This window comes from Bacteroides salyersiae (assembly GCF_031172035.1).
Lineage (GTDB): Bacteria > Bacteroidota > Bacteroidia > Bacteroidales > Bacteroidaceae > Bacteroides > Bacteroides salyersiae.
The window spans coordinates 58,155-76,063 of the sequence record NZ_CP133452.1 but is presented as its reverse complement, the minus strand read 5'-3'; the positions used below and the strand labels follow the sequence as shown (position 1 = coordinate 76,063).

The 17,909-nt window shown below is 43.7% G+C and carries 16 protein-coding genes; 6 read left to right on the top strand and 10 right to left on the bottom strand.

What is annotated here, in order from left to right; translation table 11 throughout:
• Positions 1 to 18 precede the first annotated feature (18 nt).
• The 6 genes from RB604_RS00315 to folE all read left to right on the top strand — a co-directional run bounded on the left by RB604_RS00315 (position 19) and on the right by folE (position 5,041).
• Positions 19 to 897 carry a M23 family metallopeptidase gene (locus RB604_RS00315; RefSeq protein WP_025818993.1) on the top strand — a complete coding sequence of 293 codons (879 nt, stop codon included), beginning with the start codon at positions 19 to 21 and terminating at the stop codon, positions 895 to 897.
• 109 nt (positions 898 to 1,006) lie between these two features.
• On the top strand, positions 1,007 to 1,549 hold the full coding sequence (locus RB604_RS00310; protein WP_005933673.1) for a DUF1599 domain-containing protein: 543 nt from the start codon (positions 1,007 to 1,009) through the stop codon (positions 1,547 to 1,549).
• Entirely contained in the window at positions 1,539 to 2,942 is a 1,404-nt protein-coding gene (locus RB604_RS00305; protein WP_005933671.1) for a BT_3928 family protein, read from the top strand. Before RB604_RS00310 ends, RB604_RS00305 begins: the two co-directional genes overlap by 11 nt.
• A gap of 161 nt (positions 2,943 to 3,103) precedes the next feature.
• Positions 3,104 to 3,859 (top strand): triose-phosphate isomerase, encoded by a 756-nt coding sequence (tpiA, locus tag RB604_RS00300; protein WP_005933667.1) that lies wholly within the window; start codon positions 3,104 to 3,106, stop codon positions 3,857 to 3,859.
• A 147-nt stretch (positions 3,860 to 4,006) separates the two neighbouring features.
• On the top strand, positions 4,007 to 4,453 hold the full coding sequence (locus RB604_RS00295; protein ID WP_025818994.1) for an SPOR domain-containing protein: 447 nt from the start codon (positions 4,007 to 4,009) through the stop codon (positions 4,451 to 4,453).
• Between the two features lie 6 nt (positions 4,454 to 4,459).
• A complete protein-coding gene (folE, locus tag RB604_RS00290) occupies positions 4,460 to 5,041 on the top strand; it encodes a GTP cyclohydrolase I FolE (RefSeq protein WP_005933661.1) in 582 nt (193 codons plus the stop codon).
• Between the two features lie 36 nt (positions 5,042 to 5,077).
• Here folE and dnaG read toward each other — a convergent pair whose 3' ends face one another.
• The 10 genes from dnaG to RB604_RS00240 all read right to left on the bottom strand — a co-directional run bounded on the left by dnaG (position 5,078) and on the right by RB604_RS00240 (position 17,906).
• Positions 5,078 to 7,099 carry a DNA primase gene (dnaG, locus tag RB604_RS00285; RefSeq protein ID WP_007482117.1) on the bottom strand — a complete coding sequence of 674 codons (2,022 nt, stop codon included), beginning with the start codon at positions 7,097 to 7,099 and terminating at the stop codon, positions 5,078 to 5,080.
• A gap of 110 nt (positions 7,100 to 7,209) precedes the next feature.
• Complete coding sequence (locus RB604_RS00280; protein WP_224203425.1) at positions 7,210 to 7,656, bottom strand: chitobiase/beta-hexosaminidase C-terminal domain-containing protein; 447 nt, start codon at positions 7,654 to 7,656, stop codon at positions 7,210 to 7,212.
• Between the two features lie 205 nt (positions 7,657 to 7,861).
• Positions 7,862 to 8,635 carry a prephenate dehydrogenase gene (locus RB604_RS00275; protein ID WP_005933653.1) on the bottom strand — a complete coding sequence of 258 codons (774 nt, stop codon included), beginning with the start codon at positions 8,633 to 8,635 and terminating at the stop codon, positions 7,862 to 7,864.
• A gap of 231 nt (positions 8,636 to 8,866) precedes the next feature.
• A complete protein-coding gene (locus RB604_RS00270; RefSeq protein ID WP_005933649.1) occupies positions 8,867 to 9,928 on the bottom strand; it encodes a bifunctional 3-deoxy-7-phosphoheptulonate synthase/chorismate mutase type II in 1,062 nt (353 codons plus the stop codon).
• Between the two features lie 104 nt (positions 9,929 to 10,032).
• Positions 10,033 to 11,214, bottom strand: a complete 1,182-nt coding sequence (locus RB604_RS00265) for a pyridoxal phosphate-dependent aminotransferase (RefSeq protein WP_055294771.1) — start codon at positions 11,212 to 11,214, stop codon at positions 10,033 to 10,035.
• Positions 11,189 to 12,037 (bottom strand): prephenate dehydratase, encoded by an 849-nt coding sequence (locus tag RB604_RS00260; RefSeq protein ID WP_055294773.1) that lies wholly within the window; start codon positions 12,035 to 12,037, stop codon positions 11,189 to 11,191. Before RB604_RS00260 ends, RB604_RS00265 begins: the two co-directional genes overlap by 26 nt.
• Before the next feature lie 391 nt (positions 12,038 to 12,428).
• Positions 12,429 to 13,391: a tetratricopeptide repeat protein gene (locus RB604_RS00255; RefSeq protein WP_007482119.1), complete on the bottom strand. Its 963-nt coding sequence runs from the start codon at positions 13,389 to 13,391 to the stop codon at positions 12,429 to 12,431.
• A 109-nt stretch (positions 13,392 to 13,500) separates the two neighbouring features.
• Positions 13,501 to 15,399, bottom strand: coding sequence for a RecQ family ATP-dependent DNA helicase (locus RB604_RS00250; RefSeq protein WP_007482120.1), 1,899 nt, complete (start codon positions 15,397 to 15,399; stop codon positions 13,501 to 13,503).
• Positions 15,400 to 15,565: 166 nt separating this feature from the next.
• Complete coding sequence (gene recJ, locus RB604_RS00245; protein ID WP_005933637.1) at positions 15,566 to 17,284, bottom strand: single-stranded-DNA-specific exonuclease RecJ; 1,719 nt, start codon at positions 17,282 to 17,284, stop codon at positions 15,566 to 15,568.
• Between the two features lie 184 nt (positions 17,285 to 17,468).
• Positions 17,469 to 17,906, bottom strand: a complete 438-nt coding sequence (locus RB604_RS00240; protein WP_005933635.1) for an acyl-CoA thioesterase — start codon at positions 17,904 to 17,906, stop codon at positions 17,469 to 17,471.
• Positions 17,907 to 17,909: the final 3 nt, after the last annotated feature.

Genomic DNA, 17,909 nt, shown 5'->3' with positions numbered 1-17,909 from the left:
TTGAATTTGACGAAGCGAATGAATTTCAATTGTATTAAAACCGTAATGATTGCCGCGGCGGCTATGATCAGCCTGAATTCTTTCTCTCAGGATTTGATCGCCCGACAGGCACCGATCGATAAGAAATTAAAATCAGTAGACTCTCTCGCATTGCAACGGCAGATCCGTGCGGAGCAATCCGAATATCCTGCATTAAGCCTTTATCCTAACTGGAGTAATCAGTATGTACATGCATATGGTAAGGAAGTCATCATTCCGGAATCATATACAATTGATTTGACAGGCTTTCATATGCCGACTCCGAGCACACGCATCACTTCGCCTTTCGGTCCCCGTTGGAGAAGAATGCATAATGGATTGGATCTGAAAGTAAATATCGGTGATACGATTGTCGCTGCATTCGATGGAAAAGTACGTATTGTGAGATATGAACGTCGCGGGTATGGTAAGTATGTAGTCATTCGCCACGATAATGGATTGGAAACCATATACGGGCATTTGTCAAAACAGCTGGTAGAAGAAAATCAATTGGTAAAAGCTGGTGAGGTTATTGGTTTGGGCGGTAATACAGGACGTTCTACCGGTTCACATCTTCACTTTGAAACCCGCTTCTTGGGAATTGCTATCAATCCGGCTCTTATGTTCGATTTTCCTAAGCAGGATATTGTGGCAGATACTTATACATTTAAAAAGACAAAAGGTTATCAGCGTGCTGCCGGTTCGCATGACACTCAGTTGGCAAGTGACGGAACGATACGGTATCATAAAGTAAAGAGCGGAGATACGCTTTCGCGCATTGCTAAGTTGCGTGGAGTTTCTATCAGTACGCTTTGTAAGCTGAACCGTATTACAACAAAGACCATTCTTCGTCCCGGACAGGTTTTGCGCTGTTCTTAACGAAATAGACCCTATTTAGATCACAAGTAGCCAGGTAGTTATACATTGCCTGGCTATTTTTTTCTTTTTTCTTCAATTATTGTTACCTTTGTGCTCTATTTGTAAGGATATGAAAGATACCAAGCAACAATTTGAGCATGTCATCGCTTTATGCCGTGACTTATTTTCCAAGAAACTGCATGATTACGGTCCTGCATGGCGTATTCTGCGTCCGGCTTCCGTGACTGATCAGATTTTTATTAAAGCCAACCGTATTCGCAGTATCGAGACCAAAGGTGTGACACTGATAGACGAAGGTATTCGTTCGGAATTTATTGCAATTGTCAATTATGGTATTGTCGGACTTATACAGTTGGAACTCGGTTATGCCGATGTTGCCGATATCAGTAATGAAGAAGCAATGGCCTTTTATGATAAATATGCTAAAGAAGCATTGGAACTGATGCTTGCCAAAAATCATGATTACGACGAGGCGTGGCGTTGCATGCGTGTCAGTTCTTATACCGACCTGATTCTGATGAAGATTTACCGTACTAAACAGATTGAGAGTTTGGCAGGACATACATTGGTTTCGGAAGGTATCGATGCAAATTATATGGATATGATTAATTATTCCGTTTTTGGTTTGATTAAGATTGAATTTGAAGGTTAGGAATTTACATATTATTCAAAAGACGTGGGTCAATGCCTGCCGCTTTTTGTTGGCAGTGGCATTTATATTCTCAGGATTTGTGAAGGCGGTTGATCCTTTAGGGTTCCAGTATAAAATACAAGATTATCTGGAAGCTTTCGGTATGCTGTCTTGGTTTCCCTCTTTTTTTCCTTTGTTGGCAGCGGTTATCTTATCAGCCATAGAGTTCTCCATCGGGGTCTGTTTGTTTTTCGGGATTCGAAAAAAGACGACTACTCTGTTGGCTTTCCTACTGATGATATTCATGACTCCGCTTACCCTTTATCTGGCATTGAAGAACCCGGTTTCCGACTGTGGTTGTTTTGGTGATGCATGGGTGCTGACGAATTGGGAAACTTTTGGGAAGAATATTGTGTTGTTTATTGCAGCCTATTCTACTTTTCGGTGGAAAAAGGAGATTATACGTTTCATCTCGGCTAAGACGGAATGGTTAGTTTCGTTATATACCATATTGTTTGTGTTTGCACTTTCGTTTTATTGCCTGGCTCATTTACCTGTTTTGGATTTTCGTCCTTATAAGATAGGTAAGAATATTCTTCAGGGGATGGAAATACCGGACGGGGCAAAGCCGAATGTGTATGAAACGACTTTTCTTATGGAGAAGGATGGTGAGAAAAAAGAGTTTACACTCGAGAATTATCCGGATAGTACCTGGACATTTGTGGATACACGTACTGTTTTGAAAGAGAAAGGGTACGAACCGCCCATCCATGACTTTTCACTGGTGGAACAGAGTACCGGTGAGGATATAACGGATAAGGTTCTGACAGATATAAATTATACTTTTCTGTTGGTGGCACATCGGATAGAGGAAGCGGATGATAGCAATATCGATCTCATAAATGAAATATATGACTATTCGGTGGAAAACGGTTATGGTTTTTATTGTCTGACCTCTTCTCCGAGCGAAGAGATAGAACTTTGGCGTGACAAGACCGGGGCTGAGTATCCGTTCTGCCTTGTAGACGACATTACGCTGAAGACTATGATACGTTCCAATCCGGGATTGATGTTGATAAGGAACGGTGTGATTCTAAATAAATGGAATGATGCGGATTTGCCGGATGAATATGCCTTGACCGGTAAACTCGAGACTCTTGAGCTGGGAAAACTGAAGAAAGTGACTGATAGTTATACCATTGGTTATGTCTTTTTATGGTTTGCTATTCCTTTGTTGTTCGTATTGGGTATGGATATTCTGGTAGTGAAACGGCGGGAAAAGAAAAGTGAAGCTCTTCGGAGGCGAAATGCTGAACTGCTAAAAGCTGTGAAGCTTTCTACACAGGAAGAGACGCCAAGCGATGAAGGTAGTGATGGCAGTGAGACGAAAAGCGATAGCGATAAATCTTCATAGCGTATGAAACTCTAAATCACTATAATGCAAATCGGAAATAAGGTAGTTTAAGTGGTAATTCATCAATCGTGTAGCCTAATAAGTATATCGTGTAATTTAAATCGTTAAATCGTAAATCGTTAAATCGTAAATATATTAACCCTTTTAATAATAAAAACAAAATGAGAAAGAACATTGTAGCAGGAAATTGGAAAATGAACAAAACCCTTCAGGAGGGTATTGCTCTTGCAAAAGAATTGAATGAAGCATTGGCTGCTGATAAGCCTAATTGTGATGTAGTAATTTGTACTCCGTTTATTCATCTGGCTTCTGTTACTCCTATCGTTGATGCTGCGGTTATCGGTGTAGGTGCAGAAAACTGTGCAGATAAAGTGGAAGGTGCTTATACAGGTGAAGTTTCAGCCGCTATGGTTGCTTCTACAGGTGCAAAATATGTAATCTTAGGTCACTCTGAGCGTCGTGCTTATTATGGTGAAACTGTTGAAATCTTGAAAGAGAAAGTTAAATTGGCCTTGGCTAATGGTCTGACTCCGATTTTCTGTATCGGTGAAGTGTTGGAAGAACGTGAAGCAAACAAGCAAAACGAAGTGGTTGCCGCTCAATTAGCTTCTGTATTCGAATTGTCTGCCGAAGATTTCGCAAAGATTATTCTGGCTTACGAACCGGTTTGGGCTATTGGTACAGGTAAGACTGCTACTCCTGCTCAAGCACAGGAAATTCACGCTTTCATCCGTTCGGTGGTTGCTGAGAAATATGGCAAAGAAATTGCTGATAACACTTCTATTCTTTATGGTGGTAGCTGCAAGCCTTCCAATGCTAAAGAATTGTTCTCAAACCCGGATGTTGACGGTGGTTTGATCGGTGGCGCTGCTTTGAAGGTTGCTGACTTCAAAGGTATCATCGATGCTTTTAAATAATTAGCATACTATGAGTTACAGGCTGCGGGGATACTCCGATGTAGGGATGTTTCATGGCTTGTAACTCGTAGTTTATAATTATTGTAGTCTTTATCATTTGTGGTTTGTAACTGTGTTGCAGTTTACGAACCGCCCAAAACTACTTTTATGAGAAAACTCAGTTTACTTTTGTTGTTATTTGCTTTTACAGGTATAGTTCGGGCTCAGAATATAGTAAAGAGTTTAGAGCGATATGTGCCCGGGCAGGGTAAGGTAACCATTCATCAGGATCCACGGATAGAAGCGTTGTTGGGGACGGAATATGTTGCTACCGGAGAACAGACGATTTTGAAGTCTCCCGGTTATCGTGTACAGGTGTATGCCGGTAATAATTCGCGTACAGCCCGTAATGAAGCGACTAATATGGCTTCAAAAGTGAAAGAATATTTTCCGGATTTGAAAACATATGCCTTTTTTACTTCTCCCCGTTGGCTTTGTCGTGTGGGAGATTTCCGTAGTATCGAAGAAGCGGATGCTATGATGCGGAAGTTAAGAGCGACCGGTGTATTCAAGGAAGTTTCTATTGTAAAAGATCAAATAAATATCCCCTTATAATTTCGTATGTTAGAAAAAGAAGAAATCGTCTCTCCGGCATTGGAGGATTTGAAAAGTCATTATCGTAGTATTATTACTTTGTTGGGCGAAGATGCTGAAAGAGAAGGTCTGCTGAAAACTCCGGAACGTGTAGCCAAAGCAATGTTGAGTCTGACTAAAGGCTATCACATGGATCCTCATGAAGTATTGCGTTCGGCTAAGTTTAAGGAGGAATATAGCCAGATGGTGATTGTGAAAGATATTGATTTCTTCTCTCTTTGTGAGCATCACATGTTGCCCTTCTACGGGAAGGCGCATGTAGCATATATCCCTAACGGCTATATCACAGGTTTGAGCAAGATCGCCCGCGTAGTTGATATTTTTTCTCATCGCCTGCAAGTACAGGAACGCATGACACTGCAAATCAAGGAGTGTATTCAAGAAACTCTCAACCCGTTAGGAGTAATGGTAGTGGTAGAGGCAAAGCATATGTGCATGCAGATGCGTGGGGTGGAAAAGCAGAACTCGATAACTACCACTTCTGATTTTACCGGAGCTTTCAATCAAGCTAAAACCCGGGAGGAATTTATGAATCTGATCAATCGGTGAGTTTAGCGAGTAGTGATAAGTGATTGGCGCTTATCACTAACGAAGCACCACCCTGTCTCCCAGTCTTTTGGCCATTAAGCTTTCTATTTGTTTCATCTCTTTATAGCGTTGCATAAGGGCGGCGCATTTCTCATCGTCGGCTTCATTGACAGGATCTTGCAGGGCATACATGATATGTTTTAACTCTGCGGCTACAATGGCATTCTTAAAGTTGATCATCAGTAGGGGAACTAATTCGAAAAGACGTTCCTCGTCTGTGGTTATTTTCTGTGTTTTTGAGTGGAACTTGCTCAGTTGATACCGGTCACTGGCCAATTCCGTGGCAATGGAACTGAGTTCCGGATCGGAATGAGCTATGAAGTAACGTTCGGCAATGAAGCCCGAATCATGGACATGGGTCATTGCTTCGGTAAGAATACGGCGGTGCATCGGATTATGGAAGGCAAGATCGTCTTCTTTCAAGTCATTGACTACATATTCGATGACGCTAACCGGAATTTCTTTTCCTTCTTCATCTTCCATGTTACACATGATCTTCTCTCCATAACGTATTATTGCCTGGATAACCAAACGTTCATATCGATAAAATTCTTGCCCCTCTTTTCCTTCCTGCGGGATATAGGACCGGTAAGGATCTTCCACATCATCCGGGAGAAACGGCGGCGGGAAATCTCCGCCCGATACATCAGCCGGCATTCCGGAAGGCGCATTGTTAGGGTTATTAAGGATTGGCTTGTTTTCTTTTTCCGCCTGTATTTCCCTTCGTTTGGCAACTTCCGAAACGAGTAGTTTGTCTTCCACGCGCAATAGTTGTCCGCACTCTTTGATATATACGTCGCGTACAATGGCTTCCGGGATTACCGAGATGCTTTGCACGATGTTGTTTATCAGTTCTGCCCGTTTGATGGGATCTTTACCGGCGTCTTCCAGCAATAGATTGGTTTTAAAGCGGATAAAGTCCGTTTCATGTTCTTTGATGAACTGTTGAAACTCGGTGGCATTGTGTTTACGGGCAAAAGAATCCGGGTCGTCGCCGTCGGGCAGAAGGCAGACTTTAATGTTCATTCCTTCTTCCAGCAGCATGTCAATACCACGGATGGAGGCTTTGATGCCGGCCATGTCACCGTCGTAGAGTACAGTAATGTTATTGGTAAAACGGTGGATAAGGCGTATCTGGCCGGGAGTCAGAGAAGTTCCGGACGAAGCGACCACATTTTCCACACCTGATTGATGCATGGAGATAACGTCTGTATAACCTTCTACAAGGAAACATCGGTCTTGCTTTACAATTGCTTGTTTGGCAAAGTAAATTCCGTATAGTTCGTTGCTTTTATGGTAAATTTCCGATTCGGGAGAGTTTACGTATTTGGCCAGTTTTTTGTTTTCCGTGCTGAGCACACGTCCACCGAATGCTACAACTTTACCCGAAAGTGTATGTACAGGAAACATGACACGTCCCCAAAAGCGGTCGCGCAGACGGCCGTCGTCTGTTTCGTAACAAAGCCCGGTTTTAACGAGATATTCCTTTTTGAATCCTTTACGGATAGCCTCTTGTGCCAGTGCATCGTGGCTTTCCGTACTGAAACCCAATTGGAATTTTTCAATAATATCGTCCCGGAAACCCCGTTGACGGAAATAAGCCATACCGATACTTCTACCGTCTACGTGATTCTTTAGTATATTTTGAAAGTAGTCACGGGCAAAGTTGTTGACAATGAACATACTTTCACGCGTACTTTGCGCTTGTTTCTCTTCATTGGTCAACTCCCGTTCCTTGATTTCGATGTTATACTTTTTAGCCAGATATTTTAGTGCTTCGTAGTACGACATCTGCTCGTGTTCCATAACGAAGTGTACGGCATTTCCTCCTTTCCCGCAGCTAAAGCATTTACATAGCCCTTTCGAGGGGGAAACGCTGAAAGAAGGGGTTTTTTCATTATGGAACGGGCACAAGCCCACATAGTTCACCCCGCGTTTGCGTAGTGTGACGAATTCGGATACTACGTCTACAATTTGTGCAGCATCGAGTATACGGTCTATGGTTGCTTGATCTATCATGGATTCTCCTTTGTTTTTTGCGAACACAAAGGTACAAGATATTTCCGGGATAATCAAGTTAATTAATATTCATACCAGATAAGGAGGGGGTTCCTTAGCTTAAAAATAACTTATGGTTTCCATATCATTTTGTGAGTCTCCAATTGTCCGTCTTCATAGGTTGTGATAACAATATTCATTCCTTCGGTTGGTGAGAATAGGGGGGTACCGGATAGCGGTAGATAGATGCGTGAGATAATCTTTTTATCTGTTTGCTCATTTATAATGCCAGAACCTCCATACATATATTCTGCTATTGGTGAATCAAGATAGCCATCCTTTGTTGTAATGGCTTTTATGGTTACGCTGTGGCTATTACCGGTAATCTCCTCTGTGTAAAGGGGGGATTGTTTGGTAGGAATAGTACCGTCTAATGTGTAGTGGATTTCTGCATCTGCTGTTTCGCAAAACATTGTGATACGCATATATCTTCCTCCATCTGTGCTTGTAGCTACCTCAATAATAGGAGCTGGAAGGGTTTCCGTTGGGAGATTTTCATTGTAATTAGTCGTGACCATTTTTTCTTGAGAATGCCCTTGCATACAGGTAGCCAATAATAGACAACAGTAAATCGTTAGAGAAGTAATATGTTTCATACGCTTGTAAAATATAAGGTGTAGTACAAATGTATGAATATTTTTGATACTATGTTCTTTTTTTACATAAAAAACTCTGGTATCCAATATAAATGACACCAGAGTTGGTCGTTTAAAATTAGATATATTATTTAATCTTTTCCCGTATCTTCGTCAGATATTTCTTCATTCCTTCGGCATCCTTATTCTCTATAATCTCCAGAAGATTCTTCAATTCCGTCCGGATATTGGCTACTTGTGCCGGGGTACGAGGGTTGAAAAGAATTTCCTGCAAGAGATAATCGTCTTCGCTCAGAAGTCCTTTAGCAATGGCCATATGCTTCTTGAAAGTCGTTCCCGGAGCTTCTTGATGCTTCATGACGGCAGCAAATACAAAGGTGGAAACGAAAGGGATGGAGAGTGAATAAGCTACTGTTTCATCATGTTCGTCGAAAGTATATTCGAATATGTTCAACCGGAGACTGTTGTACAAATCCTTGAAGAATACTTTCCCCAAATGATCACTTTCGCTAATGATAATGGCACTCTCACTGCTCAAGTTGCTGAGACTGGCAAAAGTGGGACCGAACATCGGATGGGTGGAGACATAACGGAAGCCGCTCTCTTCATAAAATTTCTTCAGTCCGGTTTTTACGGAAGCAATGTCGCTTAGGATACAGTCTTTAGGCAATACAGGCAGAACTTTGCGGAAAGCGTCCAGCGTATATTTCACTGTAGCTGCATTGATGACTAATTCCGGTTCAAACTCTTTGATTTCTTCCAGAGTTGTGAAACGATACGTGTTGTAGACAAAACGCAACTGATGCGGGTTGACGTCGAACACGGCCGTCTCGTGCTGAAAACTCAGTATGTCAGTAAAAAAAGAGCCCATTTTTCCGGCTCCGAGAATTAAGATTCGCATACGATATGATTGGTTTAAAAAGGCTTTGCTTTCTCTTGACAGTAAAAGAAGCGGAGCCAAAGATGTAGGAACAATTATCGTTTCACAGCTGTGAAACGGTTTTCTCACAGTTGAGAGATACTCGTCTCACAAATGAGAGAAGAGCGTCGCACGAATGTGAAACGCTACATACTCATTATGTTTTTTATCTTTTTCTAACTGTGACGGGTTCCTTTTCCCGTAATGAACTGTCTATTTATTAATAATCTCCATTTGCTGACGAACCGATTCTTCGTGTATCGCTTCGAAGATGGTTTTCATGAATTCGGCTCCCATTCCGCATTGCTCGCCTTGTGCACCGCGTTTTTCCAGAATTTCGTTATAACGTCCTCTTTGGAGTACGGTGATGCCATGCTCTTTTTTGTATGTGCCTATTTCGCGTGCCACGCGCATACGTTTTGCCAGTTCTTGGATGATGTTATCATCACATTCATCAATCTGCTTGCGTAGCTGGCTCAGGTTTTCAGTAGTTTGTGTTTCCTTACGGATGACGAGCAGGTTCAGGATGTAGTCCAATACATCCGGAGTAACTTGCTGGGCAGCGTCGCTCCATGCGCAATCCGGATTACAATGGCTTTCTACGATCAGACCATCGAAGTTAAGGTCCATCGCCTGTTGGCAAAGCGGTGCTACCAGTTCGCGTTTTCCACCGATGTGGCTCGGGTCGCAGAAGATAGGCAGTTCCGGTAGACGACGGCGCAACTCGATGGGGATGTGCCATTGCGGAAGATTACGGTATAGCTTTTTATCGTAGCTGCTGAAACCGCGATGAATGGCTCCCAAGCGTTTTAAACCTGCGTTGTTGATACGTTCCAGTGCACCGATCCATAGTTCGAGGTCGGGATTTACCGGGTTCTTTACCAACACGGGGATATCTACTCCTTTCAGCGCATCGGCAATTTCCTGTACGGCAAAGGGGTTGGCGGTGGTGCGTGCACCTACCCATAGGATGTCGATACCGGCTTTCAGACATTCGTATACATGTTTTGCAGTAGCTACTTCGGTAGAAACATACATACCGGTTTCTTTTTTCACCTCTTTCAGCCAGCTCAGTCCTTCTACACCGATGCCTTCGAAACCGCCCGGTTTGGTACGTGGTTTCCAAATTCCGGCACGGAATATTTTCATTCCTTTAGAGGCCAGCTCTTTGGCGGTAGTCATTACTTGTTCTTCTGTTTCTGCACTGCATGGACCGGCGATAACGATCGGTCTTTTGGCTTCAACGCCCGGCAATAAAATTGATTCGAGTTCCATAATTTAATAATTTGCTTATAGGTCAATGCGCCGATGTGGTGATTGACTGGAGCTTTTGTTTATTTGTTATTGTTATTCTCATTCTCTGAACGGATGCGTCGGCATTAAACTGCTTTTCTTATTCTTTCCAATGCTTCTGCAAGTTTGGCGTCTTTGCAACAAAGGGAGATACGGATGTATCTTGCACCATTGCTTCCGAAAATGAATCCCGGAGTGATAAAGACACGTGCTTCATGTAGAATCCTCTCGGTCAGTTCTTCGACATGGGTGTATGTATCGGGGATTTTTCCCCACAGGAACATGCCTACTTGGCTTTCATCATAACTGCATCCTAATGTTTTCATGATCTCTCCGGCCAGATGACGGCGGTTGCGGTAGTTACGATTGTTACTTTCGTACCATTCGGCATCCGCTTCCAAAGCTTTGGCGGCTGCCAGTTGCATGGCACGGAACATACCACTGTCGATGTTGCTTTTCACTTTCAGTATCCATTGTACGAATTGTGCATTGGATGCCAGCATACCGATGCGCCATCCCGGCATATTGTGGCTTTTACTCATGGAGTTGAATTCAATGCAGCACTCTTTCGCTCCCGGTACGCTGAGAATGCTCAACGGATGGTTGTTCAAAATGAAGCTGTAAGGGTTATCGTTCACGATGATAATGTTTTTGCGACGGGCAAAGTCCACCAGGCGTTCATACATTTCCATGGTAGCGTTTGCTCCCGTGGGCATATTCGGATAGTTGGTCCACATCAGTTTCACCCGGCTCATATCCGTTTTTTCCAGTTCATCGAAATCGGGCATCCATCCTGCGTTTTCTTTCAGATTGTAGTTCACGATCTCTGCCCCTAATATTTTGCTCAATGAAGTATAGGTAGGATATCCCGGATTGGGAACCAGTACCTGCTCTCCCGGATTGACGAAAGCCAGTGTTACATGCAGGATTCCTTCTTTCGAACCTATCAACGGCTGTATCTCTGTTGCCGGATTCAGTTCCACATTGTACCATTTCTGATACCAGGCGGCAAAACTTTTACGTAATTCCGGGATGCCGACATAAGGTTGATAGCCGTGTCCGTCCGGATTTTGTGCTTCGTTGCACAATGTCTGCACGGTTTCTTCGGACGGTGGCATGTCGGGACTGCCGATACCCAAACTGATAACGTCTTTACCTTCCGCATTCATTTGCGCTACTTCTTTCAGTTTTTTCGAGAAATAGTATTCGCTTACGCCAGCCAGCCGGTCGGCAGGAGCTACATTATATGTTTGATTTTCCTTCTGCATATTCGCCTAATATTTTAAGTTCTTTCGTTAATGGAGTAATTGCGGTAATTGCCTGTTTATATCTCAAATAGTCGTTGAATGACACGTCTACATAAAATTGATATTCCCATTCCCGGCCGATGATGGGAAGTGACTGTATCTTGGTCAGATTGATGTTGTAGAAAGACAGGATGGAGAGCACTTGAGACAGGCTGCCTTCCGTGTGGGGTAAGGTGAATACCATACTCGCTTTGTTTATATCTGATGACTGACAACGGCGAAGTTCGTCCACTTGCCAGGGATCGGCTACCACGAGGAAACGGGTGAAGTTGTGTTTATTGGTCTCGATGCCTTCTTGTAGAATTTTCATGCCATAGCGTTCGGCGGCTACTTTAGAGCAGATAGCGGCGTGTCCTTTCAGGCCTCCGGTTTTTATCATTTCGGCACTTAGGGCGGTGTCTTCGCCTTCCACCACTTTGATGTCGGGATGCTGTTGCAGGAATTCGCGGCATTGCATTAACGCGATGGGGTGGGAGTTGACTTCTGTGATATCGTCCCAGTCCTCTTCGGGCAGGCAGACAAAACTGTGTGATATGCGTAGTTTATATTCTCCCATAATCTGCGTACCGCTTTGACGCAGCAGTTCGTTGTTGTGCAGCAGGCTCCCCGCGATGGTATTCTCGATGGCCAGCATACCGATGACCAGGCTGTCTTTGTGAATCGCTTGAAACACATCCTCGAAAGTGGCGCAACAGATTAATTCTATTTCTTCCCCTTCGAAATACTTGTGTGCGGCGATATCATGATAAGAGCCGAGCGTTCCTTGAATTGCTATCTTCTTCATTTCTTTCAGTGTATGATATAAAAAAATCCCGCATCCATTATGGAGCGGGATTTATATGATTACTTTCTTCATTCAGTCCTTAAGCATCACTGTCACTTGATACATACAAACTCCCGCTCTACTTTCTGGCTAAAGTAAAAGTAAAAAAAGAAGTAATATGTAAAGCTAAATGCGTTCATACTAACAGTTGTTTCTGTTTTAATTCGGGGACAAATGTAATACTTTTCTTTTAAACACAAGCAAAAAGAGAGTTTTTTTTGCATTTTCCTAAGAATATGTTTGTTTTTTGCCTTGCCGCCGCAGTGATATGGCTATTTGTCAAAGCTTCCTCTCTTTCTTTATTTAATGTTCTCGCCACTTGTCGTAGCTTTCCGAATGGAGGTACGAGGCATCAGAATATGCCGGGCATCGTTTCTTGTTTGGGAGCCAGATTATTGAATTGGCCGTTTACGTTTTCTCCCTCCTTAGGATTGATTTCGAGAGCTTTTTTCATATCTTCGATGGAACCGTCCTTGTCACCGTTCAGCAGTTTGGCACGACCACGTTCGTGATAGGCTTTTCCGAAGTTGGGATTTAATTCGATTGCTTCGTCGAAAAGACTGATAGCCTCTGTCAGTTTCTTCTGTGTGATAAAGAGTTGTCCGAGATAGAGGTAAGCCTGTTCGTTGAATGGATTTACCTCCGTGACTTTCAGATAATCGGTCTCTGCTTCTTCGGGCTTTCCTTCGGCTTCCTGTAGTTTTCCATGTAGCAGGATGGCAGCCTCGTCGTCCGGGTTTTGGGCAAGAACCGCTTCGATGTCTTCGGCGGCTTCTTTGAGTTGGTTCATTTTTACCAAGGCTTCGGCGCGTAACAGGCGCGCTTCTATGAAATCATCTTTCAAAACGATTGCTTTAGTCAGGTGCCCGATAGCCATGAGGTCATCATTCATTCCTTGTGTAGCCTTACCGAGCAGGTAGTGTGCCATGGCGTTACCTTCTTCTATTTCGATAGCTTTTTGGGCGGCAGTCTCCATGCTTTTATAGTCTTCCTGCATGTAGCATACATTGGCCAGAGCAAGATAGGTGCTGGTCAGTGTAGGCTCCAGTTCCACCATGCGGTTCAGTATTTCGCGGGCTTTGTCCAGTTCGGTTAGTTGCACGTAGAGTTGGCTAAGATAACTTAGTGTTTCAAAATCCTCTTCTATGGCGAGGGCTTCGGTAAAACATTTTATGGCATAATCCGGTCTGCCCATACGTTGAGCGCGCAATCCATCGTATTTGAATATCTCAAAGTTCTTTTTGGCAGTTTTCTGTTTCTCGTTTTCCGGGTCTTCGGATTTACCCGAAAAGAATGATTTGAAGAAGTTCGGCATATGTATATGTGTTTATAAGATTATTGATTGCAAATGTAGTAATTCTTGTTTGATTTACCGCATCGAATAGCGTGGAGTTTCGTGTGAGGGGATATTCTCGTGTGTGTCGTCAGCCGATGCTCAGTATACCGTCTTTTATTTTTATCTCCCCTTCTTCGAGCAGATATTGAATGGCATGTGACAGTAGGTCCCGGTCTGCTTCTGTTTTTTCAGCAACTTCGGCAGGGGTGAGAACTTGTTCTTGGAGTATGGTTAATAGTTCTTTTTTCAGCTTTTCGAAAGTATCGGTGGGTAATTCATGGGCTGCATGTCCACTGAGACATACATCGCATTGTCCGCAATTGTTCTCATTCTTTTCACCGAAATATCGAAGAAGCATGCGGCTGCGGCAAGCGGTTTCGGAGGTGACGTAATCTACCATTGCACGGATACGTGCTTCATAACGCTCTTTGCGTTCTTCGTATACGGCGGGGGAGATGTGCAGATGGTTGAGTTCGACACGCTCACGCGTATATATAATATAAGGTGTCTTTTTGCGTGGAATGTAATCAATGATGCGGCGTTTGGACAATGACATTAAAACGTTATAGATTTGTTGGCGTGTCAATCCTGTACGCAAGCTAAGGGCTGTTTCGCTGATATAGGCATAATCGGTGAAGAGGCCGGTATAAGAACGGAGAATGGTTTGCACCAATGCTTCCGTTTCATTTCCCATTTCGCGCAATTTATATAATTCGTCACGGCGGATGGTAAAGATAATGCGTGAAGCATTGTCCTGTTCATCGGTGTATTCTATGTATCCGGCTTGGGTAAGTATTTTCAGTGCACTGTCTGCCGGTACGGGGAAATGTTTGAATTTGCGGCAAAACTCCTCCAGATTAAACTCTTTTGTACAGCCCAATCCATCTCCCATTGCCATCTGATAGTAGTATTGGAGATGTTCGTATACCTTTTTTATGTAATCTTTGTCGGGAAAGGTGTCCGGGATGCGTTTGTGCAGAGTTACTTTGTCCGATTTTGAATACAGGATTACGGCATACGCTTTTTCACCATCACGTCCGGCGCGTCCGGCTTCTTGAAAGTAAGCTTCGGGAGAATCTGGAAGGTCGAGGTGAATCACCAGACGCACATCGGGTTTATCGATCCCCATCCCGAAGGCATTTGTTGCCACCATGACCCGGCATTCGCCATCCTGCCAACGTTTCTGACGGATATCTTTAACGGCATTATCCAGACCGGCATGGTAGAAGTCCGCAGTAATGCCTTCATGGGTTAACAGTTCGGTCGTCTCTTTCGTACGCCGGCGACTACGGACATAAATAATGGCGCTACCCGGCATTCTGCGGAGAATATGCAATAATTCGGCGGTTTTGTTATCTGTCTTTCGTACGATGTAGGCAAGGTTTTTCCGTTCGAAACTCATGCGGAATACATTCTTTTCTCTGAATTTCAATCGGCTTTGAATATCTTGCACTACATCGGGAGTGGCTGTGGCTGTCAAGGCCAGCAAGGGAACACCCGGCAATAATTCGCGTATATCGGCAATCTTGAGATAAGCGGGGCGGAAGTCATATCCCCATTGAGAGATACAATGGCTCTCATCGACAGTAATCATGTTGACTTTCATGGCACGGAGTTTCTGCTTGAAGATATCCGTATCCAACCGCTCAGGAGAGATATAGAGGAATTTATAGTTACCGAAAATACAATTCTCGAGTGCAATGAGTATCTCCTGCCGGGTCATGCCCGAATAAATGGCTACGGCTTTAATTCCTCGTTGCCGGAGGTTCTGCACCTGATCTTTCATCAGGGCGATAAGTGGAGTTATAACAATACACAGACCGTCTTTGGCAAGGGCCGGAACTTGAAAAGTAATGGATTTCCCGCCACCCGTAGGCATGAGACCCAATGTATCCCGTCCTTCACCGATACTTTTTATGATCTCCTCCTGTATGCCACGGAAAGAGTCATATCCCCAGTACTGTTTGAGTATTTCGTGGTAAAACATTTATTTAGTTGAAAGTTGAGAGTTGAGAGTTGAGAGTTGGCTGCGCGATCGTCTTAGTTAAGAGCCTTTTTTTAGTTGAAAGTTTGCTGCGTAATCACGCTGAATAGTAATTTTCAACTTTCAACTCTCAACTTTCAACTGAAAAAGGGCTTTTAACTGAATAAGGTTATTCAATGGGTTTTATATCTTCAATCTGCAATTGCACTTCACCTCGTTTATGAGTATTCTCTTCGATGGTGTAGCAGATGTCAAACGAACGTTTGGTTTTGATATAACGTACGTGTGAACTCTGTCCGAAAGCAATACCGTTCATTACATTGTTCGATTTGTTGTCTACCAGTTCGAGCTTGATGTGTTCCTGATCGCGACCTACCACTTTACTTGTACCATAGTCGTAGACGTGATGTGTGCAGAATATGGGTTTTTGATTATCGGGACCGAATGGGTTGAACTTCTTCAGATCATTAAAGAATTTCGAAGTGATGTCCCGAAAGTCTATCTCTGCATCGATATCTATGACAGCGCTGGTCTGTTCCGGAAGGATGTGTTTTGAAACGAACTCTTCAAAGCGCTGGGTAAATGCCTGTACGTTTTCTACCTTCATGGATAGTCCGGCGGCATAGGTGTGTCCTCCGAAGTTTTCCAATAAATCCCGGCAGTGTTCTATTGCCTTGTATACATCAAAACCGGAAACGGAACGGGCAGAACCGGTGGCCATATCATCGGTTCTGGTTAATACTACGGCGGGGCGATAGTATATTTCCGTCAGCCGCGAAGCTACAATGCCGATGACTCCCTTGTGCCATTCTTCGTTGTAAAGAACGATGGAGCGGCGGTCGGCCAGACCTTCGAGGTTAGCTACGATCTGGTTGGCTTCTTCCGTCATGCTTTTATCCAGGTCTTTGCGGGTTTCATTGTATTGGTTTATCTGGTTGGCTTTTTCCAAAGCCATTGAGAAATCCTTTTCCGTCAACAAGTCTACTGCTTCTTTCCCGTTTTGGATACGGCCGGATGCATTGATACGCGGTCCGATTTTGAATACGATATCACTGACAGTAATGTCCTTCTCTGCCAAACCACATACATCGATGATGGCTTTCATTCCTACACTGGGGTTGCTGTTGAGCTGTTTCAGACCGTGATGTGCCAAGATACGGTTTTCTCCCATAATCGGCACGATGTCCGAAGCGATACTGACCGCTACGAGATCAAGCAATGGGATGAGATGATGAAATTCGATACCGTTGCTGATAGCAAATGCCTGCATAAATTTGAAACCTACCCCGCATCCCGATAAGTGTTCGTACGGATAGGTATTATCCAACCGTTTTGCATTGAGAATGGCTACGGCGGGTGGCAATACATCATCGGGTACGTGATGATCGCAGATAATGAAATCAATACCTCTTTCGCGGGCATATGCAATTTCATCAACGGCTTTGATGCCGCAGTCGAGTACGATTATCAAGCCGACACCGGTGTCGGCGGCATAATCCACTCCTTGGCGCGAAATCCCGTAACCTTCGTTGTAACGGTCGGGGATGTAATAGTCTAAGTTTGAATAAAACTGTTGGATAAACTTATAAACCAGTGCCACGGCTGTGGTACCGTCTACGTCATAATCTCCATAAATCAGAATGCGCTCTTTCTTTCCCATCGCCCTGTTCAGACGTTCCACTGCGATATCCATATCCTTCATTAAGAACGGATCGTGCAGGTCGGGTAGTTGCGGACGGAAGAATTTCCGGGCTTCATGTACCCGCGTAATCCCCCGCTGCACCAAAAGTCGTCCTAAGATAGGGCTAATCCCTAACTCTTGGGCCAATGTCTGGCTTATCTCTACCTGTTCTGATGTGATGGGTTGATAATTCCATTTGTGATTCATTTTATATATTGTTTTTTCTTTTTCTTATCTCAAGGGTGCCGGAGAAGCACTTTTCTCCAACAAGCTGTAAAAGTACGAAAAAAACAGGAAGCACAGATAGAATGTAGCGAAAATATTTCATGGGATGATATTTTCGCTTTGCAGAAACTTTGTCCGGTTGGACGTTTTGAGGAAGCGGAAGATTCTATGCTTTTTTCTTTCTTACATCTCTTCCTTCGTATTCGCAGATGGCATTTATCCACTCTTCCGGCAGTGGTTTGGATTCGTGCTTATCCAGATCAAACGCTACCATGACGGAGGTACAGATGCATTTTACTTCTTCGGTTTCCACATCGATTACCCGTTGGATGAGGTGGAAACTTTTAGTGCCGATTTCCGATACGGCCGTTTGTACGGCAATCCGGTCCGATGCAAAAATCTGAGTGAGGAAGTTTGCTTCGATGTGAACTACTACAATACCATCTTTTTCCCAATCTACTCCTGGGCAGACAGAAGCGAAATATTCTGTTTTTCCAAGATCGTAAAATGAAAAGTAAACCGTGTTGTTGACATGACCGAATTTGTCTACATCATTGAAGCGTAGTTGTATAGGCAGGGTGTGGCGAAATTTAATTTCTTCCATTGT